This window comes from Pseudomonas sp. S2_E01, assembly GCF_054668365.1.
On record NZ_CP162762.1, the window covers coordinates 2,158,047 to 2,183,523 of the forward strand.

The window sequence follows — 25,477 nt, forward strand, 5'->3', positions numbered from 1 at the left end:
ATGAAGATTCGCTCACAAATCGGCATGGTCCTGAACCTGGACAAATGCATCGGCTGCCACACCTGCTCGATCACTTGCAAAAACGTCTGGACCAGCCGCGAAGGCATGGAGTACGCCTGGTTCAACAACGTTGAAACCAAACCCGGCATCGGCTACCCCAAAGAATGGGAAAACCAGGACAAGTGGAAGGGCGGCTGGATCCGCAACGCCAATGGCTCGATCAACCCGCGCATCGGCGGCAAGTTCCGCGTGCTGGCGAACATCTTCGCCAACCCGGACCTGCCGAGCCTGGACGACTACTACGAGCCGTTCGACTTCGACTATCAGCACCTGCACACCGCGCCCTTGGGCGAGCACCAGCCGGTAGCACGTCCACGCTCGCTGGTCTCCGGCAAGCGCATGGAGAAAATCGAGTGGGGCCCGAACTGGGAAGAGATCCTCGGCACTGAGTTCGCCAAGCGTCGCAAGGACAAGAACTTCGACAAGATCCAGGCGGACATCTATGGCGAGTACGAAAACACCTTCATGATGTACCTGCCGCGCCTGTGCGAGCACTGCCTGAACCCGGCGTGCGCGGCATCGTGCCCGAGCGGTGCGATCTACAAGCGTGAAGAAGACGGCATCGTCCTGATCGACCAGGAAAAGTGCCGTGGCTGGCGGATGTGCATCAGCGGTTGCCCGTACAAGAAGATTTACTTCAACTGGAAAAGCGGTAAATCCGAGAAGTGCATCTTCTGCTACCCACGGATCGAAGCTGGCATGCCGACCGTCTGCGCCGAAACTTGCGTAGGGCGTATCCGTTACCTGGGCGTGTTGCTGTATGACGCCGACCGTATCAGCGAAGTGGCGAGCACCGCCAACGAGCAGGACCTGTACGAGAAACAACTGGAGATTTTCCTCGATCCAAACGACCCGGCGGTCATTCGCCAGGCCCTGGCCGACGGCGTTCCGCAATCGGTGATCGACTCCGCCCAGCGCTCGCCGGTCTACAAAATGGCCGTGGACTGGAAACTCGCACTGCCGCTGCACCCGGAATACCGCACCTTGCCAATGGTTTGGTACGTACCACCGCTCTCGCCGATTCAAAACGCTGCCGAGGCTGGCACCGTTGGCATGAACGGGGTGATCCCGGACGTCGACAGCCTGCGTATTCCGCTGCGCTACCTGGCTAACCTGCTGACCGCCGGCGACGAAAAACCGGTCAAGCGTGCGCTCAAGCGCCTGCTGGCCATGCGCGCCTACAAACGTAGCGAGCAGGTCGATGGCGTCAAGGACATGCAAGTGCTGGCGGATGTCGGCCTGAGCGTGAACCAGGTCGAGGAGATGTATCGCTACCTGGCCATCGCCAACTACGAAGATCGTTTCGTGGTGCCGAGCGCCCACCGTGAAGACGCCATGAGCGACGCGTTCGCCGAGCGTTCCGGTTGCGGCTTCAGCTTCGGCAGCGGTTGCAGCGGCAGTTCCGACACCAACATGTTCGGGGCGAAGAAAGCCAACCGTCGCGACATCCTCAAAACCGTCCAGTTGTGGGAGGACTGAGCATGCAAATCCTCAAAGTGATTTCGTTGTTGCTTGATTACCCGACCGAAACCCTGGTCAGCGGCCGTGATGAGCTCGAGCAGGCGATTCACCAGTCCCGGGAAATCAGCCCGAAACAGCGTGGTGCCTTGTTCGAGTTGTTGGAGCTGATCTGCGGCAATGACCTGATGGACGGACAGGAGCACTACGGTGCCCTGTTCGGCCGGGGCCGCTCGCTGTCGCTGCTGCTGTTCGAACACGTGCACGGCGAGTCCCGCGACCGTGGCCAGGCCATGGTCGACATGATGGCGCAGTACGAAGAAGCCGGGTTTGCCATCGGCGTCAAGGAGCTGCCGGACTATATCCCGCTGTACCTGGAGTATCTGTCCACCCGTGAAGATGGCGAGGCCCGCGAGGGCCTGGCGGATGTCGCGCACTTGCTGGCCTTGCTCGCGGCGCGCCTGGAGGAGCGTGAAAGCGCCTACGCCAGTTGCTTCCGTGCGCTGCTGCAGATTGCCGGCACCGAGCCGCACCAGGCCGTGGCCGACCTGCGTGAGCAGGTCGCCGCCGAGAAACGCGACGACTCCCTCGAAGCCCTGGACAAAGTCTGGGAAGAGGAGGCCGTGGACTTCCTCAAGGCCGAGCAGCAGGAGCGCTGCGGCTCGATGCCAAGCGCACCGGGCAAGGCCCGGGAAGAAAGCGCAGTGCCGTTGCACTGGGTGGATTTTCAGCATGAAGGGCAGGCCGCCGTGCCTGCCAAGGAGGCACGCAATGTCTAAATGGAATCTGTTGGTGTTCGGGATCTATCCCTACGTGGCGTTGGCGATTTGCCTGATTGGCAGTTGGGCACGTTTCGACCTGTCGCAATACACCTGGAAGGCGGGCTCCAGCCAGATGCTCAACGGACGCGGCATGCGCGTGGCGAGCAACTTCTTCCACGTTGGCGTGCTGTTCGTGCTGGCGGGCCACTTCGTCGGCCTGCTGACCCCGGCGTCGATCTATCACCATGTGATCAGCACCGAGCACAAGCAATTGCTGGCGATGGTGTCCGGCGGCTTCTTTGGCCTGTTGTGCCTGATCGGCTTGCTGATGCTGATCAAACGTCGCCTGACCGACCCACGGGTGCGCGCCACTTCCAGCACGTCGGACATCCTGATCCTGTTCGTGCTCCTGGCGCAATTGCTGCTGGGCCTGCTGACCATCGTTGCCTCTACTGCGCATATGGACGGTTCGGTGATGGTGATGCTCGCCGACTGGGCGCAGAACACCGTGATGCTGCGCCCGATCGAGGCGGCAGCGTCCATCGCTCCGGTTGGCCTGACCTACAAACTGCACGTGTTCCTGGGCCTGACCCTGTTCGTGCTGTTCCCGTTCACCCGTCTGGTGCACATCGTCAGCGCGCCGGTCTGGTACCTGGGACGTCGTTATCAAATCGTTCGGCAGAAATTCTGAGGAGGTCATCATGTCAGGTTGTGGATGTGGCGGCGGTGGTGCGGGCGGCGGTGGCTGCGGTTCTTCAAGACCCGTTGAGGAGGTGCTCGATGCGGCGCCGGCGGCACTGTTCGAAGAGCTGGCAGTGGAACCGGCGGCAGTCGAAGAAACGCCTGCCCAGTTGATCGCCAGCAGTGAACAGGAATGGCCGATCATCAGCGTCAACGAGGTGGTGATCACCCCGGAGGCGATGGCGCAGGAGCTGCAATATCACCCGGCGGAAAGTCGCGAGGAGGCGGTGTACCTCGCCGCCAAGGCGCTGGTGATCCGTGAGTTGTTGCAGCAGCGCATTGCCGAACTCGGGCTGTCGCTCGAAGTCGGTGCCGGCGAGAACGAAGAGGAGGCTGCCACACGGTTGTTGCTCGAGCGTGAGGTGAAAGTGCCTGAGCTGGATGAAGAAACCAGCCTTCGCTACTACGAAAGCAACCGTGCGCGGTTTCACAGCGCGCCGTTGCTGGCAGTGCGGCACATTCTGCTCGAATGCGCACCGGACGACGCCGAGGCCCGGGGCATTGCCTTCGACCAGGCCGAAGTGCTGCTGCAACGGCTCAACGACTTGCCCGGCAGTTTCGCCGAGCTGGCCCAGAAGTACTCGGCCTGCCCGTCGAAGGAGCAGGGCGGTTCGCTGGGGCAGATCAGCAAGGGTCAGACAGTGCCGGAGCTGGAGCGTCAATTGTTCACGCTGCAAGCCGGGCTGGCCAGCAAGCCGCTGGAAAGCCGCTACGGCTGGCATGTGATCAGCGTTGATCAGCGCATCGAAGGCCAGCAATTGCCTTATGAAGCGGTGGCGACGGCGATCCGCACGCAGTTGCAACAAGGTGTCTGGCAAAAAGCCCTGGTGCAGTATCTGCAAACCCTGATCGGTGCGGCGGATGTTCGCGGTATTCATTTGCAGGGCGCCGATTCACCACTGGTGCAGTAGGCATCGAGGCAAACCGGGAGACGTGATGAACTTGCAAGACGGCTTTGGACGGCAGATCGATTATCTGCGGATGTCGGTGACGGACCGGTGTGATTTTCGCTGTGTATATTGCATGGCGAAAACCATGACCTTCCTGCCGCGTCAGCAGGTGCTCACGCTGGAGGAATTGCAGCGCCTGGCCACGTTGTTCGTGGGCATGGGTGTGCGCAAGATCCGCCTCACCGGCGGCGAGCCGTTGATCCGCCCAGGCATCGTCGACCTGTGCCGCAACATCGCCGCGCTGCCCGGTTTGCGCGAACTGGTGATGACCAGCAATGGCTCGCAACTGGGCCGACTGGCGCGACCATTGGTGGAGGCCGGTGTGAAACGCATGAACATCAGCCTCGACAGCCTGGACCCGCACAAATTTCGCGCCATCACCCGCATCGGCGACCTCGATCAGGTGCTCAACGGTATCGAGGCGGCGCGGGATGCCGGGTTCGAGCGGATCAAACTCAATTGCGTGGTGATGAAGGGGCGCAACTTCGATGAAGTGCCGGCGTTGGTGCAGTACGCCATCGACCAGCGTATCGACATCAGTTTCATCGAGGAAATGCCCTTGGGCGATGTCGGGCGGTCCCGTGGCGAGTCGTTCTGTTCGAGCGAAGAGGTCCGGGCAGAAATTGCCCGTCACCATCGGTTGCTCGACAGCACGGAAAACAGCGGCGGGCCGGCACGCTATGTGCGCCTGGAGCAACATCCCGAGACGCGCATCGGTTTCATCTCACCCAACAGCCACAACTTCTGCGGCACCTGCAACCGGGTGCGCATGACCGTTGAAGGCAAGCTGTTGCTCTGCCTCGGCCAGGACGACGCCCTGGATCTGCGCGGGTTGCTGCGTCGTTATCCGCTGGATGACCAGCCGGTGATCAACGCGGTGCAAAAGGCCTTGCGCGGCAAACCGCTACGACATGACTTCACCCCGCAAGGCGATGTGCAGATTGTGCGGTTCATGAACATGAGTGGGGGGTGACATAACCCATTACACACCAACACCCCTGTAGGAGCGAGCTTGCTCGCGATGGCGGAGCGTCAGGCGACATCACTTTAGGCTGATGCACCGCCATCGCGAGCAAGCTCGCTCCTACAGTGAGTGCGGTGGTCGGCGGTCACCCTTCCAAAACTTCCCTTTCCTCGCCGCTTTCGAGCGGCTTTTTTTCCCCGCCCAAACTTGATATCGATCAATTGCACAGCCCCGTTTAGTCCGTAGTCTTCACATCATCTTGTGTTTTTGAATTTCTAAAAATCAATATGTAGTGTTTGGAGGCCGAATGCAGAGCACGCTGATCTCAGTGGGAAGTAACCGCTTGCACAAGCGCAATGGCGACCTGGTTGCCTTCGATGCCAACAAGATTCGTCAGGCATTGATCGCCGCCGGCAAGGCGACCGGGGAGTACACGGACGTCGAAGTCGAAGGCTTGCTCGAGGCAGTGCTTGCCCGCCTGGAAGGCATGCCGAGGTTGCATGTCGAGCAGGTCCAGGACCGGGTCGAGCGGGTCCTGATGGACGCCGGTTACTTCTTCGCGATGCGTGCCTACATCGTCTACCGCGAACAGCACGGCCGTCTGCGACGCGACCGCCGAACCATGGTCGAAGTCGCGACCTCGATGAACGAATACCTCGACCGGGAAGACTGGCGCGTACAGGCCAACGCCAACCAGGGTTACTCCCTGGGCGGGCTGGTACTGAACGTGTCGGGCAAGGTCACCGCCAATTACTGGCTGGATGAGGTGTACAGCGAAGCCATCGGCGAGGCGCACCGGGAGGCTGACCTGCATGTGCACGACCTCGACATGCTCGCCGGCTACTGCGCCGGCTGGTCGTTGCGAACCCTGTTGCACGAAGGCCTCAACGGCGTACCGGGGAGGGTGGAAGCCGGCCCGCCGCAGCACTTGAGCAGCGCCCTGGGCCAGATGGTCAACTTCCTCGGCACCCTGCAAAACGAATGGGCCGGCGCCCAGGCGTTCAGCTCTTTCGACACTTACCTGGCGCCGTACGTGCGCAAGGACCAACTGAGCTTCGATGAGGTTCGCCAGGCGATCCAGGAGTTCATCTACAACCTCAACGTGCCGTCGCGCTGGGGCACCCAGACCCCGTTCACCAACCTGACGTTCGACTGGGTGTGTCCGCAGGACCTCAAAGAGCAGATCCCAGTGATCGGCGGCCAGGAAATGCCGTTTGCCTACGGCGACCTGCAAGTGGAAATGGACCTGCTCAACCGCGCCTACATCGAAGTGATGCAGGCGGGCGACTCGAAAGGGCGAGTGTTCACCTTCCCGATCCCGACCTACAACATCACCCATGACTTTCCCTGGGACAGCGAAAACGCCGACCGCCTGTTTGAAATGACCGCGCGCTACGGCTTGCCGTACTTCCAGAACTTCCTCAACTCCGACATGCAGCCCAACCAGGTGCGCTCGATGTGCTGCCGTCTGCAACTGGACGTGCGCGAGCTGCTCAAGCGCGGTGGCGGCCTGTTCGGGTCGGCGGAACAGACCGGTTCGCTGGGGGTGGTCACCCTCAACTGCGCGCGCCTGGGTTATGTGTTCAAGGGCAATACCAGTGGCTTGTTGCAGCGTCTGGACACGCTGATGGAACTGGCGATGGAAAGCCTGGAGGTCAAGCGCAAAGTGATCCAGCGGCATATGGATGCCGGTTTGTACCCCTACACCAAGCGTTATCTGGGCACCCTGCGTAACCACTTTTCGACCATCGGTGTGAATGGCCTGCACGAAATGCTGCGCAATTTCAGCGGCGACGAGGAGGGCATGCATACCGAGAAGGGCCGGCAATTTGCGCTGAACGTGCTCGACCATGTGCGCGCCACGCTCCTGCGTTTCCAGGAGGAAACCGGCCACCTCTACAACCTCGAAGCAACGCCCGCGGAAGGCACCACTTACCGCTTCGCCAAGGAAGACCTCAAGCGCTTCCCGGACATTCTCCAGGCTGGCAGCGCCCAGGCGCCGTATTACACCAACTCTTCGCAGTTGCCGGTGGGCTACACCGAAGATCCGTTCGAAGCTCTGGAGCTGCAAGACGAACTGCAATGCAAATACACCGGTGGCACCGTGTTGCACTTGTACATGGCCGAGCGGATTTCCTCGACCCAGGCCTGTAAGCAGCTGGTGCGCAAGGCTTTGGGGCGCTTCCGCCTGCCGTACCTGACCGTGACGCCGACCTTCTCGATCTGCCCGGTGCACGGCTACCTCGATGGTGAGCACGAGTTCTGCCCGAAATGCGACGAGGCCTTGCTGCTCAAGGAGCAGAAAGCCGCCACCGCTCTATGACACCGCTCAATGATTTGATCCACTCAACCGCAAGGAGCTTCACCATGACTGCATCGCAAACCCTGCCACAGGCTCAACGTCAACGCTGCGAAGTCTGGACCCGCGTGATGGGTTACCACCGTCCGGTGTCGGCGTTCAACCCCGGCAAACAGTCCGAGCACCGCGAGCGCGTCCATTTCACCGAGTGCTCGGCTGCGGCCGGGCGTCAATGAGTCGAGTGATCCGGGTCGGGGGCATGGTGCCCCTGACCACCATCGACTATCCGGGGCAACTCGCCTGCGTGCTGTTCTGCCAGGGGTGTGCCTGGCGTTGTCGGTACTGCCATAACCCGCAACTGATCCCGCCTCGGGGCACCGAGGAAGTGGATTGGCGGCGGGTCATTGCGTTTCTGCAACGCCGTCAGGATCTGCTCGATGCCGTGGTGTTCAGTGGGGGCGAGCCGACGTTGCAGGACTGTCTGCTCGGGGCCATGGATGAAGTGCGGGCCATGGGTTTTCGCATCGGCCTGCACAGTGCCGGGATCAAGCCGGCGGCCTTCGCCAAGGCACTGGAAGGGGCGGATTGGGTGGGGTTCGACGTCAAGGCGCTGCCCGAGGACACCCAGGCGATCACCCGGGTCGAGGGCAGCGGCACCGCCAACTGGCGCAGTCTCCAATACCTGCTGGCCAGTGGCGTGGACTATGAATGTCGCACCACCGTGCACTGGCATCTGTTCGAGCCCGAACGCCTGCTGGTGCTTGCCCAGCGCCTGAGTGCCCTGGGCGTCAAACGGTTCGCTGTCCAACTGGTGCGCACCGAACGGATGTTCGACCCCTTGTTGTCGAGCGTTTCGGCACAGGCCTTGCTACCCGATCTTTGGGACGCGATGCGCGAGCTGTTTCCGGTCTTCGTTTTGCGGGGGTGACCGGGACGGCACAGCCCAACCATGATGTTCAAATGCGCTGCCTTCGGGCAGGTATCAAACGGGGAGCATTTGATATGGCTAAATTATCCACGGCACAACGTATCGTGATCGGCTTTGCAATTGCACCGCTGGCACTGATGGGGATTGCGTTTTACGCGTTGAATGACCTGGCGACGCTCAAGCAGCAGTCGGAGGTCATCGTCAAACAGGACTGGCCGAAAATCGAGCCGATGATGGTGATCGCCACCGGCGTTCGCGACAACGCCAGAAACACGCGGGATCTGTTGATCAGCAAAGATAACCTGCAAGCTCAACAGTCGATCGATTCCACTAAAAAACGCATCACCCAGGCCTTCGAAACCCTTGCGCCGTTGTTCGACCTGCCCGAGGGAAAGGCAGCCTATACGGCATTGAAAAAGAATCGCGAAGCGTACGTTGCCGCGTTCACGCAGGTGCAGGTATTGATCGGGCAAGGCGCGACCGATGACGCCATGGCCCAACTCAAGCAAAAGGTCATCCCGGCCGAGCTTGAGGTGTACCGCAGCCTGGATGAGTTGATGGCGCTACAGGGAAGAATATTCTCCGACCGTGAGCAGTCGGCGCAGCAGTTGTACAGCGAGGCGCGGCGCAACATGCTCGGCCTGTTTGTGTTTTGTGTCGCCCTGGTCATCGGCGCTGCGATCATTGTCACCCGCAGCGTGACTAGGCCCCTGGGCGGTGAACCGAATGATGCCGCGCGGGTTCTGAGCCAGATCGCCGAGGGTGACCTGACGACTGAGGTGCCGGTGAGTTCCAGCAGCGCCGGCAGCGTGATGATGAACATGCGCCAGATGCAGCAGAACCTCAACACCATGGTCAAGCACATCGCAGGCTCGGTGGATCGGGTCGCGAGCTCTTCCGAGGAACTCAGCGCCGTCAGCAGCCAGACCGCCAGCAACCTGCAATTGCAGGGGCAGGAGATCGAGCAGGCTGCGGCTGCCGTCAACCAGATGACCGCCGCCGTGGATGAAGTGGCGCGCAATGCGGTCAGCACCTCCGAGGCTTCGCGGCAATCCGAGCAAACCGCGCATCGGGGACGTGAACAGGTCCAGGAAACGGTCGCCTCGATTGGCGTGCTGGCGGATGGCGTCATCGAGACCTCCCAACGGATTGAACAACTGGCTGGCCGGGTCCAGGACATCAGCAAGGTGCTGGACGTGATTCGTGGCATTGCAGGCCAGACCAATCTGCTGGCTCTCAATGCGGCGATCGAGGCGGCGCGGGCCGGGGAAGCCGGGCGCGGCTTTGCGGTGGTGGCCGATGAAGTGCGGGCGCTGGCGCAGCGCACCCAGGAATCGACCCAGGAAATCGAACAGATGATCGACAATGTTCGCCAAGACAGCGGCCTTGCGGTGACCGCCATGCACGGCAGCAACGATTTGGTCCAGTCCACCCTGGAAGTCGCGCGCCGTTCCGGTGAAGCGCTGGATCAGATCACTCGGTCCATCTCACAGATCAACGAGCGCAACATGATGATTGCCAGTGCCACCGAACAGCAGGCGCTGGTGGCCCGGGAAGTGGACCGCAACCTGGTGAGCATCCGCAGCTTATCCGAGCAGGTCCTGCTCGGCGCCCAACACACTGACAGCGCTGGCCAGGAGCTGGCACAAATGGCCGGCGACCTGCATCAGACGGTGGCGCGGTTCAAAGTCTAGATCGCGTTTTTCTCTGACACCCCAATCCCCCTGTAGGAGCGAGCATGCTCGCGATGGAGGTCAACGATAACGCGGGCTGCCTGGATGCCCGTGTTGTCCCTGCCTCCATCGCGAGCATGCTCGCTCCTACAGGGAATGGGGGATGTCATCAGGCCCAACCCCAAAACTGCAACCACCAGCCGTACCCGATCAATCCACTGGCCAGCATCAGGCAGGTGCAGGCAGCCAGTCGCCTTGGCACGGGCAGTCGTTGCCGGTTCAGGCGCTTGTACCCCAGCAGCACACTCCAACCCACCGCCGCGATCAGCAAGCAGGCCCTGGCCGGTTGCACCCACTCCAGCAACAAGCCTTCATAACGCAGTAATTTCACGGTGGTCGCCGATAGCCCGAGAAACAGTCCCGCACCACCGAGGGGCGTGAGGGTCAGCGCCAGGGGCCAATACAGTGCGCGATCACCGGCCAGCCGGGCGGCCAGGCGCATGATAATCAGCAATGCCGCGCCGAGTACCAGCGAACTCACCCCCAGGTAAGCCATGATGCTGAACCCGTCGAGCCAGCTGAAACTGTCATTGAGCTGCGGGTAATGGGTGAGCAGCCACCAGGGCGCATTGTCGTTCAGCGCCCACAGTTGATCATGCTCCACCAGCCATTGCGCAAGGCTTTGCTTGAGGGCGATGAACCACGGGCTGACCGTCCACTGGAAGGCGCCCATCGCCAGGCCGATCACGCCGAACAGCAACAGGCGCACGTCCCAGGCGGAAACGCTTTGCGTCGTCGAGTCGAGGATTTCCTGATTGCTCGAGCGGGCGATCAATTGCACTGCGCCACGCTGGCCGCTGCAACGCCCGCAGGCATGGCAGTCGCTGGCGCCGCGCAGGCGGCGAATGTCCAGCAGTGGCGCACAGTTGGGCGGTGGCTGGCGCGGGGCGGCGTTTTCCACCCAGCGTTGTTCATCGACGTGAAAGTGCACCGGTGCAAGGCGGGCGAGCAGGGCGAACACGCCGCTGACCGGGCACAGGTAACGGCACCAGATGCGCTTGCCCCGGGCGAACAGCAAGCCGACGACCACTGCCGCCACAGTCGAGCCGCCCAGGATCAACAGCGCCGCTTGCGCGTAGTCATAGACGCTGATCAGTTGGCCATAGAGGGTGGTCAGGCAGAACGCCAGGGTCGGCCAACCGCCCCAGCGGACCCAGCGTGGCACGCCCATGCCTTTGCCGTACTGGCTGGCCCATTCGCTAAGCGAACCTTCCGGACACAACACGCCACACCACACTCGGCCGAACAGCACGATCGACAGCAGCACGAACGGCCACCAGAGACCCCAGAACAGAAACTGCGCGAACAGGGTCAGGTTATCCAGCATCCGCGCCTGGCTGTCCGGCAGTGGCAGCAGCGCCGGGATCACCAGCAGCAAGGCATAGAACAGCACGACAAACCACTGCACCGCCCGAATGACGGGGGCGTGATGACGCATCCCGTCTCCCAGGCGCTGCAACCAGCGGTTGCGCCAGGTCAGTTCAGGCATGGGACTTTGTCCGCGGTTCGCAGCCGTAGCCAGCCACCGACCAGCAACCAATAACCCAGCCATGCGAGCACGGCAAGGGCGCTGGGCGTGGCCCGGTAACCGGTGAAACTGGCAAGAAAACCACCCATGCCATGGCTGTCGCTGAGCAAGGCGTTGCTGTCCCACAGCGCGTCACCGGCAAGGCTGTAGACCCACTCCGGCACGTCCATGGCGAGCAGTTGGCCGCCCACCCGCTCGATGCCGCTGACCAGCAACGCCGCGCCGAGCAGTAGCAGGATCGTCTCGCTGATGGCAAAGAATCGTTGCCACGAGATAAACCGGCGACTGCCATGCAGCACGACGATGGTCAGCGCTGACAGCACCAGGCCGAGCGCGCCACCGATGGCGAACAGACCCAGCTGCGGGCCACGCAATTGCGCCCCTGCGCCATACAGGAACACCACGGTTTCACTGCCTTCGCGGCTCACCGCGAGCAGCGCCAACAGCAACAGGCCCCAGCCACCTTGCCGGGACATCTTGCTGTCGGCATCGCGCAGCAGGTCCTGCTTGAGCGTGCGTCCATGGCGGTGCATCCAGCTGACCATTTGCACGATCAACAGGCTGGCGATCAAGGCGAGCGCAGCCTGGAACCATTCACTGGCCGGTCCGCTCATGGCGCTGCCCGCCAACAGGATCAGCCCGGCCAGCAGGCCGGAAAACAACAGCCCCAGCACCACCCCGGCCCAAAGAAACTTGACCAGTCGGCTGCCCTGGCTCTGTTGGCTGATCCAGGCCTGGAGAATGCCGATGACCAGCAGCGCCTCGACACTTTCCCGCCAGACGATGAACATTGATTGATTCATGAGAACTCCGTACGGGTTATTTCGCGAGAATGCTGCCTTCGGGCAATTGCGTATTGAACTCGTCGAAGAACGGGTATTGGCCAGGTTTAAGCGGATGGATGACCACGAATGTGGTCACCCCGGGCGAGAGCACCTTTTCCACTCGCAGCGGTGTGCTCTCGAACTCGGCAGGCCCCTGGCCGATGTTTTTCAAGATGATCTTGAAGCGCTGTCCCGCCTGCACCTCGAGCACGGCGGGGGTGAAATGACCGTCATTGAGGCTCAGTTCATAGGTCGGCAGCTCGGCCTGGGCGGCCAGCGGTGCCAGGGTTGCGGCCAGCAGCAGGGCCAGCGGCAGGCGCTTCATCTCAGTAACCGCCTTTTTTACCGATGCCGGCGTAGACGAACTCGTAGTTCAGCTCACACTTGTCGAACCATGGGGCGACGCCGGTTTCCTTGTCGGTGTGACGACCCAGTGCAGCATGGCCGCTCGGTGGCAGGACGGTGAAGGTCAGTTGGTATTTGCCAGGGCCGAGCAATTTGACGTTATCGCCGTAGTGGGGGCCGTCGTTGGCCACCATGGCGTGGAAATCGCCCTTGAGCTCCTGCTCGCCGCCGACCTTTTTCAGCTTGAACGAGACGTTGAGGTACGGCACGAAACTGCCTTCCTGGAAGCCGTTACGGTTGTCCGCAGTGGCACGGATGTCGGCTTCCAGGTGCACGTCGGAATCCGCAGTGGCGCGCATCATGCCGGCGGGTTCCATTTCAATCGGCTGCAAGTACACCGCCCCGACCTCCAGCCCGGCGCACATCTGCGGCGATCCGATCGGGTATTCCTTCGCATGGGCCAATGGTGCGAGCAGGAGCAGGGCGAGTGACAGCGAGAACGGGGTACGCATGGTGACTTCCTGGGGACTTTGGAAATAGGAACCCGAGTCTAGGAAGCTTCACTGCGAACAATAATGATTGTTATCAAGTTTTGAGCATTTAAACCTCAATTTCCTCCCGTCGACGGAAACGTTCGGCGCGCTCAACGCTGTGGGTCATGTGGTCCGCCGCGTGAATAGTCAGCGGGTGTTGCGTGAAACCGGATCGTGGGGAAATGAAATCGGCCATTTCCCGGGCTATCGCCCGTTGGCGCTCCGAGCCTTCGGCCAGCAGGGCGATGACCAGGTTTTCCAGGGCAATCACCCTGACCCGCAGGTGCACCAACTCCGCATTGGTCAAGGCGGGTGGGGCCGTGAAGGCTTCGTGCCCGGCGACGTCTTGATCGTCCCATGTGGACAGTGGCGGCGGATTCTGGGTGGCAGGATTCTTGTTAAGCATCGCGACTCTCCGGTCTGTATCAGGCGAGACAAGCTTAGCCCGAGGAATGTGAAGCGTGTGAGGGTGTTGGGTGTCCGTTCTTGACGTGAGTCAAGGCTGGCGGCGGTTCGAGGTTGTAGGGTGGGAATACGCCCCTTGAAGACCGGAGAACGGCATGGCCAAGAATTTCCCCGTCAATCCCAGTCACCCTGAACGCATCTGCTGGGGGTGTGATCGGTATTGTCCGGCGAAGTCCCTGGCCTGCGGTAACGGCGCCGATCGCACCATGCACCCGGTGGAAATGTTCGGCGAGGATTGGGCCGAGCCCAATGACTGGGGGATCGACGCGGTGATTGCGACGGACCGGCCGGCGGGGGAGCGAGTAAAGGACGATTCGACCGCCTGAACCTGTTCGGCCCCTTCCTGCAGATCAAACAGAATGCCGCTCATTGAGCGGCATTTTTGTGTCTGACGACTGCCTTTTTTGATGTGCGACGATCCCAGTCTCGCCAAGTCCCATTCTCCCGGCACGAACGACGAAAACGGTTGTCTGCTTTACGCGGGCGATGCTTTTGTACAGGTTTTTAAGGCGTGTGGGTTACACTCGGTAAAACACTCGTCGCAAACGCGTTCCACCAGCGCAACAGGCTATTTTGGCACCCGGTGAAGATCAGTGGAGGGATCAGCGTTGAATCAGCTTAAACGTCTTGAAAGTGGGATCGAAGGCCTCGATACCCTGTTGAAGGGAGGCCTGATCGCCGGCGCGTCCTACATCATTCAAGGACGGCCAGGATCGGGCAAGACCATCCTGGCGAACCAGATCGGTTTCAACCACATCAAGCGTGATGGTCACGTTCTTTTTGCGACCCTGCTCGCGGAACCCCATGACCGGCTCTTCCAGTTCCTCTCTACCCTGAGCTTCTACGATAAGGCCGAAGTCAATCAAAGGATTCAGTTCGTCAGCGCGTTCGACACGCTGGAAAACGACGGTCTGGATGCGGTGGTCAAGCTGCTGCGTCGAGAGATCAGTCGGCAGAAATCCAGCCTGTTGATTCTGGACGGGTTGCTCAATGCACGCTCCAAGGCCGAGTCGCCGCTGGACACCAAGCAGTTCATCTCCGAGTTGCAGGGGCACGCAGCCTTTGCCGGTTGCACCGTGCTGTTCCTGACCAGCTCGCAGCTTGATGACGGCAGCCCGGAGCATACGATGGTGGACGGCGTCATCGAGATGGGCGAGGAGTCGGTGGCCTCGAAGGCGGTCCGCCGGATCAGGTTGCGCAAAACCCGTGGCAGTGGCGCCATTGCAGGTCCGCACGAGTTCGAAATCACTGAAAACGGCATCACCGTTTATCCGCGCATCGAAAGTATCCTGACCGGTCCGGCGCTGATTGACACGGGTGAGTTCGATCTGGTCAGCAGTGGCATCCCCACCCTTGATACGCGGATTGGCGGCGGGTTGATGTCTTCTTCGGTGACGCTGGTCATGGGACCGTCGGGTGCAGGTAAAACGTCGCTGGGCGCCCAATTCCTCGCAGGCTCCACGCCGCAGGCGCCGGGCCTGTATTTCGGTTTCCACGAATCGCCCTCACGCCTGCGCATGAAGGCCCAGGCGCTCGGTCACGACTTTACTGCCCTGGAACAATCAGGTGCGCTGCACCTGTCCTGGAACTCGGCGTCGGCCGGGCTCATCGATCGCCTGGCCTACGACCTGCTCTACACCGTCAAGGAGAATGGGATCAAGCGCGTCTTTATCGACAGCTTGCTGGCCATGGCCAGGGTCTCGGTCGATCAGACCCGGGTGTTGGAGGTTTTTACGGCGGTATTGGGCGAGTTGCGTTCAAGGGATGTGACGGTTTTGGCCACTTGGGAGATCCAGCATCTTTTCAGCGATCATCCGATCATCTCGGCGCCCGAACTCTCCGGTGTCATGGATAACCTGTTGCTCATCCAGTTCGGCTACAAAGGTTCTGAACTTCAACGCCAGCTCTCCATTCTCAAGATCAGAGACAACGCCTATGACCCTTCGCTTCTCGAAGTCGTGATAGGCCATGCTGGAATCGAACTGAAAAAGGCCTGAGACATGCGAATGGCAATTTGTGGACGGCCAGATTGTGTATTTCGCTCGAGTTCCTCGGGGCTGATGTGGGATGTACGCGAAATATGACTACCATTCTCATCATCGACGACGAGTACCTGATCGCTGACATTTTGAGCTTCGCGCTTGAGGACGAGGGGTTCCTGACCGTAACGGCCGGAAGCGCACTCAAAGCACTCGACATTCTCGACCGGGAGCGGCCGGACCTCATCATCACCGACTTCATGATGCCGGGCATGACGGGGCTGGAGTTCGCCGAATCCATCAAGGCGAAAGACCAGTTCAGCAAGATACCCATCATGCTCATGAGCGGCGCGCAGGCCCATCTGGCCAACGAGCGGGCTGACCTGTTCGCCGATGTGTTCGCCAAGCCGTTTACGATCGACGCGGTGATCGCCAGTGTCAAGGCGATGGTCAAGCCTTGATGTCGTGGGGAGCGAGCCCCCCCCCACAAGGTTCGAAGCCCCGATGCACTTGTAGGCGCGAGCACGTCGAAGCGTCGAACCGTCGAACCGTCGCGATGGTCGTCAACGATCATGCTGGCCGCCTGATACCCACGGCGGCCTGGCCGATGGATCAGCAAATCGCGCGCTTCGCCGCCGTCCTGATATGCGTGCTGTACAGCGTCAGGCCCGTAAAGGCCAGGCCACCGACCAGGTTGCCCAGTACCGTGGGGATCTCGTTCCAGATCATATAATCCATGATCGAGAAATTGCCGCCCATGATCATCGCGGACGGGAACAGGAACATGTTCACCACCGAGTGCTCGAAGCCCATGAAGAAGAACAGCATGATCGGCATCCACATGGCGATGACCTTGCCGCTGACCGAAGTCGAGATCATCGCGCCCACCACGCCCATCGACACCATCCAGTTGCACAGCATGCCGCGCAGGAAAATCGAGAACCAGCCGGCGACGCCGTAATGTGCGTAGCCCAGGGTGCGGGCTTCGCCGATGTTGGCGATCTTGTCGCCCACGGCGCCCGGTGGTGCGTTGAAGCCGTAGGTGAAGATGAACGCCATCATGAACGCCACGGTCAACGCGCCGGCGAAATTGCCGAGGAACACCAACCCCCAATTCTGCAGGACGCGGCTGGCGGTGACGCCCGGTCGTTTGTCCAGCAGCGCCAGCGGGGTCAGGACGAACACGCCGGTGAGCAAGTCGAAGCCCATCAGATAGAGCATGGAGAAGCCCACGGGGAAGAGCACGGCGCCCAGCAATGCCGAGCCGGTCTGCACGGCGATGGTGACTGCGAACACCGCGGCCAGCGCGAGGATGGCACCCGCCATGTAGGCGCGGATCAATGTATCGCGGGTGGACATGTGGATCTTGGATTCGCCGGCATCGACCATTTTGGTGACGAATTCGAACGGCAATAGATAAGACATTGGATGACCCCTTGGCGAACGTTGCGAGAAGGTGAAGTCGTTACCAGGATCGGTAAGGCAGGAACTTGCCATTGAGGGTCACCAACACGCGGTCACCCTTGGGGTCTTCGATCTTGTCGACGTGCATGGAGAAGTCGATGGCGCTCATGATGCCGTCGCCGAATTTTTCCTGGATCACATCTTTCAGGGTCGGCCCGTAAACGCCCACCAGTTCGTACAGGCGATAGATCAGAGGGTCCTGGGGGATCGCCTGATCCCAGCCCTTGGTCGGGAAAACTGTCATCGCGGTCGCAACGTCGTCATCCAATTCCAGCGCCTGACAGAGTCGCGCTGCCACATCTGCCGGTGCGCTGTTCATCCCGTAACACACCGAAGCGACCCAGACCGGGGCTTTTTGCGCTGCGTCGGCGAGGCTGTCCCAGTTCAGATTCAGACGGGCCTTGGCGGCCATGATGGTGTGGTGCATTTCGATTTTGTTCATGGGGCAACTCTCTCTCAGTGAAGTGAAAGAGGCGGGTGCTCCGCCTCCACTGCAGGGTCTATAGCGAGAGTCGTGCCAGTTTATTTCTGCTCTTAACTCATTGATATTTAAGTTAAATAAATCGGAGATTGGCGCTGTTGGTTGTAACGATTTTTCGTTAATAACGAAATATGGTTAAATAAATACGATATTTCGTAATTATTCCTTCGTTTTTACAGTGGGTAGACCATGATCGCTGGCTTTCAAGATGATGCAATCGATCGCGCCTCTCAGGCGATGCTGGTGGTCGACCCGCGAACTGATTCGATACTGCAGGCGAACACCGTCGCACTCGAACTGCTGGGGTGCATGCCCGATGAGCACTCCCCTCGGCGTTTCAGCCATTTCCTCGGCGAGGGGCTTTCCTTGTGGGTGAGTTTCAGCGATGAGGTGCTGACCCAGGGCCAGGCGTGGTCCGATGATCTGGTGCTGATTGACTTGAGCCGCCGCCAGCATCCGGTGGAAGTGAGCGCGAGTGCGTTGGCCGATGGCCACCGCATCCTGTTCACGATCCAGCGTCGCGATGTGCTCGAAACGCGGCGCAATCGTTCGGAAGCACGCCGTCAGCACCGCCTGGGTCATGTCGGCTGGGAGCGGATTTCCCAGGTTTTCGAGCGCATCGAGCAGCAGAACCGATTGATCCTCGGTGCAGTAGGCGAGGGCATCTACGGGCTCGATGCCAAGGGCCAGACCACCTTCATCAACCCGGCGGCCGAACGCATTCTGGGGTGGAGCGCCGCCGACATGGTGGGCCACGATGCGCACCAGTTGTTCCATCACAGCCATAGCGATGGCAGCTGCTTTGCGGTACAGGAGTGTCCGATCCACGCGTCGTTCAGCGACGGCCAGGTGCACCGGGTCGATCACGAGGTGTTCTGGCACAAGAACGGCGAGGCCATTGCCGTCGAGTACACCAGCACGCCGATTTTCGAGATGGGGCGGCTGGTGGGGGCGGTGGTGCTGTTTCGGGACATTCGCGAGCGTCAGCGCGCCGAGCAACGCTTGCGGGAGGCGCTCAACGAAGTCGAACAGCTCAAGCAACGCCTGGAGGTGGAAAACCAGTACCTGCAGGAAGAGATCAAGGCTGAGCGCAACCACCATGAAATCGTTGGCGAGAGCCCGGCGGTCCTTCACCTGATCCGCCAGATCGAACTGGTGGCGCCGACCGATGCCAACGTTCTGATCAATGGCGAGTCCGGCACCGGCAAGGAGCTGATTGCCCGGGCGATTCACGCGAGCAGCCGGCGCGCTGACCGCCCGTTGATTCGTGTCAACTGCGCGGCAATCCCCAGGGACCTGTTCGAGAGCGAGTTTTTTGGCCATGTAAAAGGTGCCTTTACCGGGGCGGTCAATGCACGCATGGGGCGTTTCGAGCTGGCCGACGGCGGTACGCTGTTTCTCGATGAGGTGGGAGAAATCCCCCTGGAGTTGCAGAGCAAGTTGTTGCGCGTGCTCCAGGATCAACAGTTCGAGCGTGTCGGCGACAACGTCACGCGAGCGGTGGATGTGCGGGTCATCGCCGCGACCAACCGCGATTTGCGTGCGATGATCGCGGCGGGTGGTTTTCGCGAGGACCTGTATTTTCGGCTGAACGTGTTTCCTGTTCGCTCGGTGCCACTGCGCGAACGAATCGACGACATTCCCCTGTTGGCCAGCCACTTTTTGCGGCGGGCATCGTTGGCGTTCAACAAACCAGGTGTACGTCTGCCATTGGCCCAGGTTGAATTACTCAAGCGTTACCCGTGGCCTGGCAACATCCGTGAGCTGGAAAATGTGATCGAGCGACAGATGATCGTTTCCCAGGATGGTCGTTTGCATTTTGACGACCTGATGGCTTCCGGGGCGCGGGTTCCGGCGCCTGTTCGCGCAGAGCAGGCCGCGGCGGGTGAGCCGGTTGCCGATGAGCTGCTCCAACGGCAGCTGCGAGCCAATACACTGGCGATGCTCAAACGCACGGGTGGCAAGGTGTCTGGTGAGGGCGGCGCGGCGCAGTTGCTGGGCGTCAAACCCACTACCCTGGCGTCGAGGCTGCGCAAGTGGGGGATTGATCCCAGGGATTACAAGCCGGGACGGACGCGCCAGAAGGATTAACCTGAGTGAGCTCACTCGCGACAGTCGTCAACGATAAAACCGGGAGCCTGAAATCCCACGACGTTCCAATTTACTGTTGACGATCTTCGCGCATATGCCAAAGGCGCATAAGGTAAAGGGTGGCGTCCGCAATTGCATAGCGAATCTCATAGTGCCCGACCAGGATTCTGCGCACATCACGCGGGGCGAACTCTTCCAAACGTTCACCAATGCGTGGGTTGCTCAATAGGGCGGTCGGCGCGGCCGTGAGCTGCTGAAGCGTGCGAGCTGGTGCGGGTTGGTTCACCGCTGCCAAAAAATCATAAAGGCGGGCAAGATCGGATAGCGCTTTGCTCGTCCAACTCAGCTCCATCAATGTGGCACCGGCAGCGGCTTATCCGTGCTGAGGCTTTCGGCCCAGGCCTGGACCGCCTGATGGTCGATCACGCGGCCGGCATCCACGTCGGCCAACGCTTCGCGGGTCAGGCGAATGCGCTCTTCCTCCTGATCAAGCCAATCGGAGAGGGCTTGCTTGACGATCCAGTTTTTTGACCGCTCCAGACGTTCGGCTATTTGATCAACGCGTTCTGCCAGCTCTACAGGAACATGAGCCGTGTCGGATCGGGTTTTCGCGGTGACGGTCATTTTTGACTCCTTGGACAGACACTCATGAATCAGGCTATCCATCTTTCCTCATCGCTTATTCATTTCCAATTGCAGTTAATAATACCGCGTCATTCAACGATGAATGGCAGGGGATAGACAGTTGCTTTCATTAGATCCAGGGGGTCAGCACAACGACCGCCACCGGCAGCGCCACACCGGCCAGCAAGGTTTGACTGGCGATGATCCCGGCCATCAGCGGGGCGTCTCCACCCAGTTGTCGCGCCATGATGTAGGACGATGAGGCGGTGGGCAGTGCCTGGAACACCAGGGCGGCGATGGCGGCGTTGCCGCCCAGCCCGGCGATGCGGCAGGCAAACAAGGTGACCACTGGCATCAGCAGGAACTTGAACGCGGACGAGTAGGCCACCGGTCGCACCCAACTGCGCACGGAACCCGGTTCCAGGGCCGCGCCAACGCAGAGCAAACCCAGCGGCAACGAGGCCATGCCCAATGCCTTGATGGCCGGTTCTATCCCGGCGGGCAGGCCCAGCCCAAGTGCCTGAAGCGATATTCCGCCGATGCAGGCCAGCACCAGCGGGTTGAGCGCCACTTGCCTCAACACCTTGGCTGCGGACATTCGACCGCCTGCACCGTACCGGGCGAACACCAATACGCACAGAATGTTCACCGTTGGCACGATGGCCGCATTGGCCACCGCTGCCAGTGCAATGCCCTGGGCGCCGAACAAGCCGGCGACCGCCGAAACACCCACGTAGTTGTTGAAGCGCACACCGCCCTGGAAAACGGACGTAAACGCCGGATCGTTGGCTCCAAGAAAGCGCCGTGCGCCAACCAGCAGCGCGGCCACGGTCAGCGTCGAAAACACCAGCGCCGTGATCATGCCCTGGACCGGCACGTCGTTCAGTCTGGCGGTCGAAAGGCCGTGCACAAACAGGGCGGGCAGCAACACGTAATAACCCAGGCGTTCGGCCTGAGCCCAGAAGGTATCTGCCAGGAACTGGCTGCGCTTGAGCCAGGCGCCCAATGCAATCAGGACAGCGATGGGCACCAGCGCCAACAGCAACTCGCGAATCATGAGCGCGCCTGCGCAGACGAATGTTCAATCAAGCGAGAAGGGCGATTTGAAGCGTACATGGGACCTGCCGTTGGCATTTGGACAGGTACACGATAAGAAGCCAGGGCCAGAAATAAAATCGATTAAAAATCCATCGATCAACAAATATTTCTCATGGGTGGTCAGCTCACGGTCTGCTGCTGAATCACTTTTGCCAGTGCCACAGCCAGCCGGGCGCGGGGTCGGTCCTCACGTTCGAGCAGCACCACACGACGCGTACGCTGAGGTGAGCCAAAGGCCTGGATTTCAAGGTGACTGAGTTGTTCGAGGTTGCGACTCGAAAGGGGCACCACGGCTACGCCCAGCCCCTGGGTCACCATTTGGATAATCGCTTCCTGGCTGTCCAGCTCCATCGTGGTCTGCACGCGCAGACGCATGCGCCGCAGTTCTCGTTCAATGGTGCGCCCCGCCCAGGCACGACGATCAAAACGAATGAACGGCTGCTGCTCCAGCAACTGCCGGGTGTGCAGTCCCGACAATGTAGAAGGGGCAATGATCCAGAACCCTTCTTCATACAGGGTGGTACTCACCAGACCGTAGGGGTGAGGTTTCACCGGTTCGGTGGTGATGGCCACGTCGATATCGCCAGCCTCAAGCCGGGTCGCGAGTTCCGCGGACATGCCGGAGGCCACGGTAATGCGCAGATGAGGATGCTCGGCACCCAGGGCGGCCAGCGCCTGGGGCAGGATGGTGGTCAATGCCGTGGGGATGACGCCCAATTTCAACCGGCCACGCAATTCATTATCGCCGCCGATTTCCGAGGCGATGCTGTCGTAGAGCGCGATGATTTCCCGTGCGCGCTCCACGGCCACGTGGCCAGCGTCGGTCAGGACCGGCAGGCGGCGCGAGCGGTCGAAGAGCGAGGTGTTGAACGTTTCTTCCAGTGACTTGATGTGCAGGCTCACGGCTGACTGTGTGAGGTGCACGCTCTGCGCCGCCTGGACGAACGAGCCGTGTTGAGCGATGGCCAGCAGGGTACGAAGCGCGCGTAAGGACATGGGGCAAGACTTGTCGGCGGAGTGTGTGGTCGATTCTGTCAGAGCCGGGCGCGACAGACGACAGGCAAAGTGCACTAACCGTTCGTCCATTGCCGGGCACTTGCCATGGAGGGCCGTCTCTCACGTTTAAGCGCGGAGGTTCCGCGCACCTGAACGGAGAGCGAGCATGGACATTGACGAGAATGCACCCGGCAACCGGTCGCAGCAGGATGTGACCCGCGCCACGGATAACGAAACCGGGCATGATCCCCGCAAAGATGAGTCCGAGGTGCCACTGCCACCGGATGACGAAGCACCGCTCGAAGAAGACATGTCGGACGTCGACGCCACCAATTCGGTGTCCAGCGAGCATCCAGAGCCCCGCTGACGAGGGTCTTCAGCTCACGTCAGCGACATCCCGCCATCAACCAACAGTTCGATGCCGTTAACGTACGCGCTGTCTGGCGATGCGAGGTAAAGCGCCGCGCGCGCCAGTTCTTCTGCTTCACCCAGGCGCCCGGCCGGGATCATGTCACCGAGCATTTTCAGGAAGTCCGGGCGCTGCTCGTCTGACACACCCAATTTGCCAATGATCGCCGTATCGACCGGGCCTGGGCTGAGCACGTTGACGCGGATGCGCCGTGCGCGCAGTTCCAGCGCCCAGCTGCGGGCGAAGGCAGCGATGGCGGCTTTGCTGCCCGCGTATACCGCGTGATTCTCCAACACTTTGGTGGCAGCCAGTGAACTGGTGAGGATGATGCTGGCCCCCTCATGCAGCACCGGCGTGATCGACTGGACGCCAAAGAATACGCCGCGCGTATTGATGTTGAACTGGGCATCATAGACGTCCGGCGAAACCTGGTCGGACGGCTGCAAGGTGATGACCCCGGCGTTGGCCATGTAGATGTCCAGCCCACCAAAGCGTTGCCTGACCTCGGTGGCTACGCTGTCATGATGTTCCAGGCTGGCCACATCGCCCTCGATGGCAATGGCGCCGTGGCCGATGGTTTCAATGGCCTGCTCCAGAACCGCCTTGCGCCGACCGGTGATGATCACCTGGGCGCCTTCCTGTGCGAAGAGGCAGGCGGATGCCAGGCCGATCCCGCTGTTGCCGCCGGTGATGACTGCTATTTTGCCTTCGAGGCGCTTCATACGCTGACTCCGATCATGGTTGTTTCGGCGTATTATCCGGCGCGGGTTTTCTGCAACCAGTCCTGAACAAGGCACATCAGTTGTGCTTCGGAGTCACAAGATGTCCAGCCTGTTGAGCCAGTCGAGCAGCCTCATTGCCTTTGTCCAGGTGGTGGAGGCGGGGTCTTTCAGTGCCGCGGCGCGCATCGCTGGCACCACGCCTTCGGCGATCTCCAAGGGCATCGCGCGGCTGGAGAAAAAGCTCAACGTCACCCTGTTCCGGCGCTCGACCCGAACCCTCAGCCTGACCCCCGACGGCCATCTGTTTTTCGAGCGCGTGGCGCCATTGCTGCGTGCGCTGGAGGACTCCGAGGATGCGATCCGGCCCACCGGAAACGTGCGCGGCCATTTGCGCGTGAGCATGCCCAGCGAGTTGGGGCGCTTGTTGCTGCCCAGGATTGGCGAGGCGTTTCTGGTGGATCATCCGCAGGTGGATGTCGACCTCAACCTGCTGGACCACCACGTCGACCTGATCAGTGAAGGCTACGACGTGATTTTCCGGGTGGGATCACTTGGCGACAGCAATCTGCGGGCGCGCACGCTGGCGCACTTGAACATGGCGTTGGTCGCGTCTCCCGACTTCCTGCGCAAGCGAGGCAATCCGCGCACAATCGATGATCTGCGCAACCTGCCTTTCGTGCGTTATCAATTGAACGGACGGACACTGCCCATCGTCTTCGCCAGCGGCGAAACGCTGCTGCCCAAGGGGCGAATCGGCCTGGATTCGGGCTTTGGCTTGCGCACGGCAGCGCTCGATGGAATGGGCGTGGCGTACTTGATGCGCTGCATCGTCCAGCAGGATCTCGAGGAAGGGCGGCTGGTGCAACTGCTGCCGGAGCAGGCGCTGCCATCGCTGGAGCTGCATGCGGTGCACGCGTTTGGTACCAACACGCCGATCAGGGTCAAGCTGTTCACGGATTTTGTGCAGGGCGAGGTCAGGCGCTTTGAGGCGATTGAGGCGCCGGACTCGCATCACCAGGCATCCGTGCCTGGATGATCGACACCCGCCTTAGCGAAACATCAACGACTGATGAGCCGCGCCCCCTGTACGCGCGCCATCCCCCACGGCAATTGCCACATTGCCAGCCGCCACTGCGGCGTCCCCACAGGCAAATACCCCGCGCACACTGGTCTCGCGCATCGCGTCGACCTTGATGAACGGACCCATCGGTCCGTCCTCGAAATCGCAGCCCAACAAGGCGGGCAGAGGGCTGGCCATTCGGGTGCGTGGCTGAGTGAACAGACCGGCCAGCTTGATCACCCGGCCGCTGGCGAGTGTCACGTCGGCCTGATCGCCATCGATGGACAGGACCGGTTCGGCCTCCACCTGCACGCCGCGTCGCTGCAATTGCGCCCATTGTTCGGCGTCGGGTTCGAACACGCCGTTGAGCAAAAATGTGGTGGGTCCCCAGTCAGGCAGCATCAATGCGTGGTGGATGGCCATCGGTGACGCGGCGAGCACGCCAATGGGGGCGCCGTCCAGTTCATAACCGTGGCAATACGGGCAATGAAACACACGCTTGCCCCAGCGTTGGGACAGGCCGGGCACCTCAGGCAACTCGTCGACCACGCCCGAAGAGAGGATCAGGCGCTTGGCGGCAAAGTGTTCGCCGTCTGCGGTTGTCACCGTGAATGTCTCGCCGTTTTGGGCGGCGTCGACCGCCGATTGTGTACGCCATTGCACGGTGGGATACGCCAGCAACTGGGCACGAGCCTCGTCGGCGATCAGGCCAGGGTGGCGCCCGTCCTGGCCGAGAAATCCATGGGAATGATCGGCGAAGCGGTTGCGCCTTTTGCCGGCATCGATCACCAGCACCTTACGGCGCGCCCGCGCCAATTGCAGGCCTGCCGAAATGCCCGCATAGCTGCCGCCGACGATGATTACGTCGAACATGATGTTGTCTCCAAGGCTTGTTAGCCCGTTCAGGAAATTCAAGATACAACGTAAGTTACGTGAAGTCAGCGCGTCAATGGTCTTGTAACAA

28 protein-coding genes are annotated in these 25,477 nt (G+C 60.9%); 15 read left to right on the plus strand and 13 right to left on the minus strand.

The window, feature by feature from the left end; genetic code table 11:
* The 9 genes from narH to AB4O36_RS09895 all read left to right on the plus strand — a co-directional run bounded on the left by narH (position 1) and on the right by AB4O36_RS09895 (position 9,855).
* Positions 1-1,539, plus strand: coding sequence for a nitrate reductase subunit beta (gene narH, locus AB4O36_RS09855; protein ID WP_460124193.1), 1,539 nt, complete (start codon positions 1-3; stop codon positions 1,537-1,539).
* 2 nt (positions 1,540-1,541) lie between these two features.
* Positions 1,542-2,297: a nitrate reductase molybdenum cofactor assembly chaperone gene (narJ, locus tag AB4O36_RS09860; RefSeq protein ID WP_460124195.1), complete on the plus strand. Its 756-nt coding sequence runs from the start codon at positions 1,542-1,544 to the stop codon at positions 2,295-2,297.
* Positions 2,290-2,970, plus strand: coding sequence for a respiratory nitrate reductase subunit gamma (gene narI / locus AB4O36_RS09865; RefSeq protein WP_460124197.1), 681 nt, complete (start codon positions 2,290-2,292; stop codon positions 2,968-2,970). The genes narJ and narI overlap by 8 nt, the downstream gene beginning before the upstream one ends.
* A 7-nt stretch (positions 2,971-2,977) precedes the next feature.
* A complete protein-coding gene (locus AB4O36_RS09870) occupies positions 2,978-3,931 on the plus strand; it encodes a peptidylprolyl isomerase (protein WP_460126671.1) in 954 nt (317 codons plus the stop codon).
* Positions 3,932-3,956: 25 nt separating this feature from the next.
* Complete coding sequence (gene moaA, locus AB4O36_RS09875) at positions 3,957-4,943, plus strand: GTP 3',8-cyclase MoaA (RefSeq protein ID WP_460141611.1); 987 nt, start codon at positions 3,957-3,959, stop codon at positions 4,941-4,943.
* Positions 4,944-5,241: 298 nt separating this feature from the next.
* Positions 5,242-7,257 carry a ribonucleoside triphosphate reductase gene (locus tag AB4O36_RS09880; protein ID WP_460141612.1) on the plus strand — a complete coding sequence of 672 codons (2,016 nt, stop codon included), beginning with the start codon at positions 5,242-5,244 and terminating at the stop codon, positions 7,255-7,257.
* A 44-nt stretch (positions 7,258-7,301) separates the two neighbouring features.
* Entirely contained in the window at positions 7,302-7,469 is a 168-nt protein-coding gene (nrdD, locus tag AB4O36_RS09885; RefSeq protein ID WP_460124205.1) for an anaerobic ribonucleoside-triphosphate reductase, read from the plus strand.
* Positions 7,466-8,161, plus strand: a complete 696-nt coding sequence (locus AB4O36_RS09890) for an anaerobic ribonucleoside-triphosphate reductase activating protein (RefSeq protein WP_460124208.1) — start codon at positions 7,466-7,468, stop codon at positions 8,159-8,161. The genes nrdD and AB4O36_RS09890 overlap by 4 nt, the downstream gene beginning before the upstream one ends.
* Before the next feature lie 74 nt (positions 8,162-8,235).
* Positions 8,236-9,855 (plus strand): methyl-accepting chemotaxis protein, encoded by a 1,620-nt coding sequence (locus AB4O36_RS09895; RefSeq protein WP_460141613.1) that lies wholly within the window; start codon positions 8,236-8,238, stop codon positions 9,853-9,855.
* 148 nt (positions 9,856-10,003) lie between these two features.
* On the opposite strand, the gene AB4O36_RS09900 is transcribed toward AB4O36_RS09895, so the two are convergent.
* From AB4O36_RS09900 to AB4O36_RS09920, 5 genes are all read right to left on the minus strand, one after another.
* Positions 10,004-11,383: a 4Fe-4S binding protein gene (locus tag AB4O36_RS09900; protein WP_460141614.1), complete on the minus strand. Its 1,380-nt coding sequence runs from the start codon at positions 11,381-11,383 to the stop codon at positions 10,004-10,006.
* Positions 11,371-12,225 (minus strand): FTR1 family iron permease, encoded by an 855-nt coding sequence (locus AB4O36_RS09905; RefSeq protein WP_460124214.1) that lies wholly within the window; start codon positions 12,223-12,225, stop codon positions 11,371-11,373. The genes AB4O36_RS09900 and AB4O36_RS09905 overlap by 13 nt, the downstream gene beginning before the upstream one ends.
* Positions 12,226-12,241: 16 nt before the next feature.
* The gene (locus AB4O36_RS09910; RefSeq protein ID WP_460141615.1) at positions 12,242-12,571 is read right to left on the minus strand and encodes a cupredoxin domain-containing protein; all 330 of its coding nucleotides are present in this window, start codon (positions 12,569-12,571) and stop codon (positions 12,242-12,244) included.
* 1 nt (position 12,572) lies between these two features.
* Entirely contained in the window at positions 12,573-13,103 is a 531-nt protein-coding gene (locus AB4O36_RS09915; protein ID WP_460124220.1) for an iron transporter, read from the minus strand.
* Between the two features lie 88 nt (positions 13,104-13,191).
* Entirely contained in the window at positions 13,192-13,530 is a 339-nt protein-coding gene (locus tag AB4O36_RS09920) for a hypothetical protein (RefSeq protein ID WP_460141616.1), read from the minus strand.
* Between the two features lie 154 nt (positions 13,531-13,684).
* On the opposite strand from AB4O36_RS09920, the gene AB4O36_RS09925 reads away from it, so the two are divergent.
* The 3 genes from AB4O36_RS09925 (at position 13,685) to AB4O36_RS09935 (ending at position 16,029) form a co-directional block, all read left to right on the plus strand.
* Positions 13,685-13,915 (plus strand): DUF3079 domain-containing protein, encoded by a 231-nt coding sequence (locus AB4O36_RS09925; protein ID WP_460124226.1) that lies wholly within the window; start codon positions 13,685-13,687, stop codon positions 13,913-13,915.
* Positions 13,916-14,197: 282 nt separating this feature from the next.
* A complete protein-coding gene (locus tag AB4O36_RS09930; protein ID WP_460141617.1) occupies positions 14,198-15,586 on the plus strand; it encodes an ATPase domain-containing protein in 1,389 nt (462 codons plus the stop codon).
* 83 nt (positions 15,587-15,669) lie between these two features.
* Entirely contained in the window at positions 15,670-16,029 is a 360-nt protein-coding gene (locus AB4O36_RS09935; protein ID WP_460126676.1) for a response regulator, read from the plus strand.
* 151 nt (positions 16,030-16,180) lie between these two features.
* Here AB4O36_RS09935 and AB4O36_RS09940 read toward each other — a convergent pair whose 3' ends face one another.
* Both AB4O36_RS09940 and cynS read right to left on the minus strand, forming a co-directional pair.
* Positions 16,181-16,993, minus strand: a complete 813-nt coding sequence (locus AB4O36_RS09940) for a formate/nitrite transporter family protein (RefSeq protein WP_460124232.1) — start codon at positions 16,991-16,993, stop codon at positions 16,181-16,183.
* Positions 16,994-17,033: 40 nt separating this feature from the next.
* On the minus strand, positions 17,034-17,474 hold the full coding sequence (gene cynS / locus AB4O36_RS09945) for a cyanase (protein ID WP_460141618.1): 441 nt from the start codon (positions 17,472-17,474) through the stop codon (positions 17,034-17,036).
* Positions 17,475-17,702: 228 nt separating this feature from the next.
* On the opposite strand from cynS, the gene AB4O36_RS09950 reads away from it, so the two are divergent.
* A complete protein-coding gene (locus AB4O36_RS09950; RefSeq protein WP_460141619.1) occupies positions 17,703-19,604 on the plus strand; it encodes a sigma-54 interaction domain-containing protein in 1,902 nt (633 codons plus the stop codon).
* Positions 19,605-19,674: 70 nt separating this feature from the next.
* Here the strand turns inward: AB4O36_RS09950 and AB4O36_RS09955 are convergent, their stop codons facing one another.
* The 4 genes from AB4O36_RS09955 to AB4O36_RS09970 all read right to left on the minus strand — a co-directional run bounded on the left by AB4O36_RS09955 (position 19,675) and on the right by AB4O36_RS09970 (position 22,322).
* Positions 19,675-19,956: a type II toxin-antitoxin system RelE/ParE family toxin gene (locus AB4O36_RS09955; RefSeq protein ID WP_460141620.1), complete on the minus strand. Its 282-nt coding sequence runs from the start codon at positions 19,954-19,956 to the stop codon at positions 19,675-19,677.
* Entirely contained in the window at positions 19,956-20,228 is a 273-nt protein-coding gene (locus AB4O36_RS09960; protein ID WP_460141621.1) for a CopG family ribbon-helix-helix protein, read from the minus strand. The genes AB4O36_RS09955 and AB4O36_RS09960 overlap by 1 nt, the downstream gene beginning before the upstream one ends.
* 130 nt (positions 20,229-20,358) lie before the next feature.
* Positions 20,359-21,285: an AEC family transporter gene (locus tag AB4O36_RS09965; RefSeq protein ID WP_460141622.1), complete on the minus strand. Its 927-nt coding sequence runs from the start codon at positions 21,283-21,285 to the stop codon at positions 20,359-20,361.
* A gap of 161 nt (positions 21,286-21,446) precedes the next feature.
* Positions 21,447-22,322 (minus strand): LysR substrate-binding domain-containing protein, encoded by an 876-nt coding sequence (locus tag AB4O36_RS09970; protein WP_460141623.1) that lies wholly within the window; start codon positions 22,320-22,322, stop codon positions 21,447-21,449.
* A gap of 166 nt (positions 22,323-22,488) precedes the next feature.
* Between AB4O36_RS09970 and AB4O36_RS09975 the strand changes: the two genes are divergently transcribed.
* Positions 22,489-22,689 (plus strand): hypothetical protein, encoded by a 201-nt coding sequence (locus AB4O36_RS09975; protein WP_460141624.1) that lies wholly within the window; start codon positions 22,489-22,491, stop codon positions 22,687-22,689.
* A gap of 14 nt (positions 22,690-22,703) precedes the next feature.
* On the opposite strand, the gene AB4O36_RS09980 is transcribed toward AB4O36_RS09975, so the two are convergent.
* Positions 22,704-23,453 (minus strand): SDR family oxidoreductase, encoded by a 750-nt coding sequence (locus AB4O36_RS09980; protein ID WP_460141625.1) that lies wholly within the window; start codon positions 23,451-23,453, stop codon positions 22,704-22,706.
* 100 nt (positions 23,454-23,553) lie between these two features.
* On the opposite strand from AB4O36_RS09980, the gene AB4O36_RS09985 reads away from it, so the two are divergent.
* A complete protein-coding gene (locus AB4O36_RS09985; RefSeq protein ID WP_460124258.1) occupies positions 23,554-24,489 on the plus strand; it encodes a LysR family transcriptional regulator in 936 nt (311 codons plus the stop codon).
* 12 nt (positions 24,490-24,501) lie between these two features.
* On the opposite strand, the gene AB4O36_RS09990 is transcribed toward AB4O36_RS09985, so the two are convergent.
* Positions 24,502-25,386, minus strand: coding sequence for an NAD(P)/FAD-dependent oxidoreductase (locus tag AB4O36_RS09990; protein ID WP_460124261.1), 885 nt, complete (start codon positions 25,384-25,386; stop codon positions 24,502-24,504).
* Between the last annotated feature and the right edge of the window lie 91 nt (positions 25,387-25,477).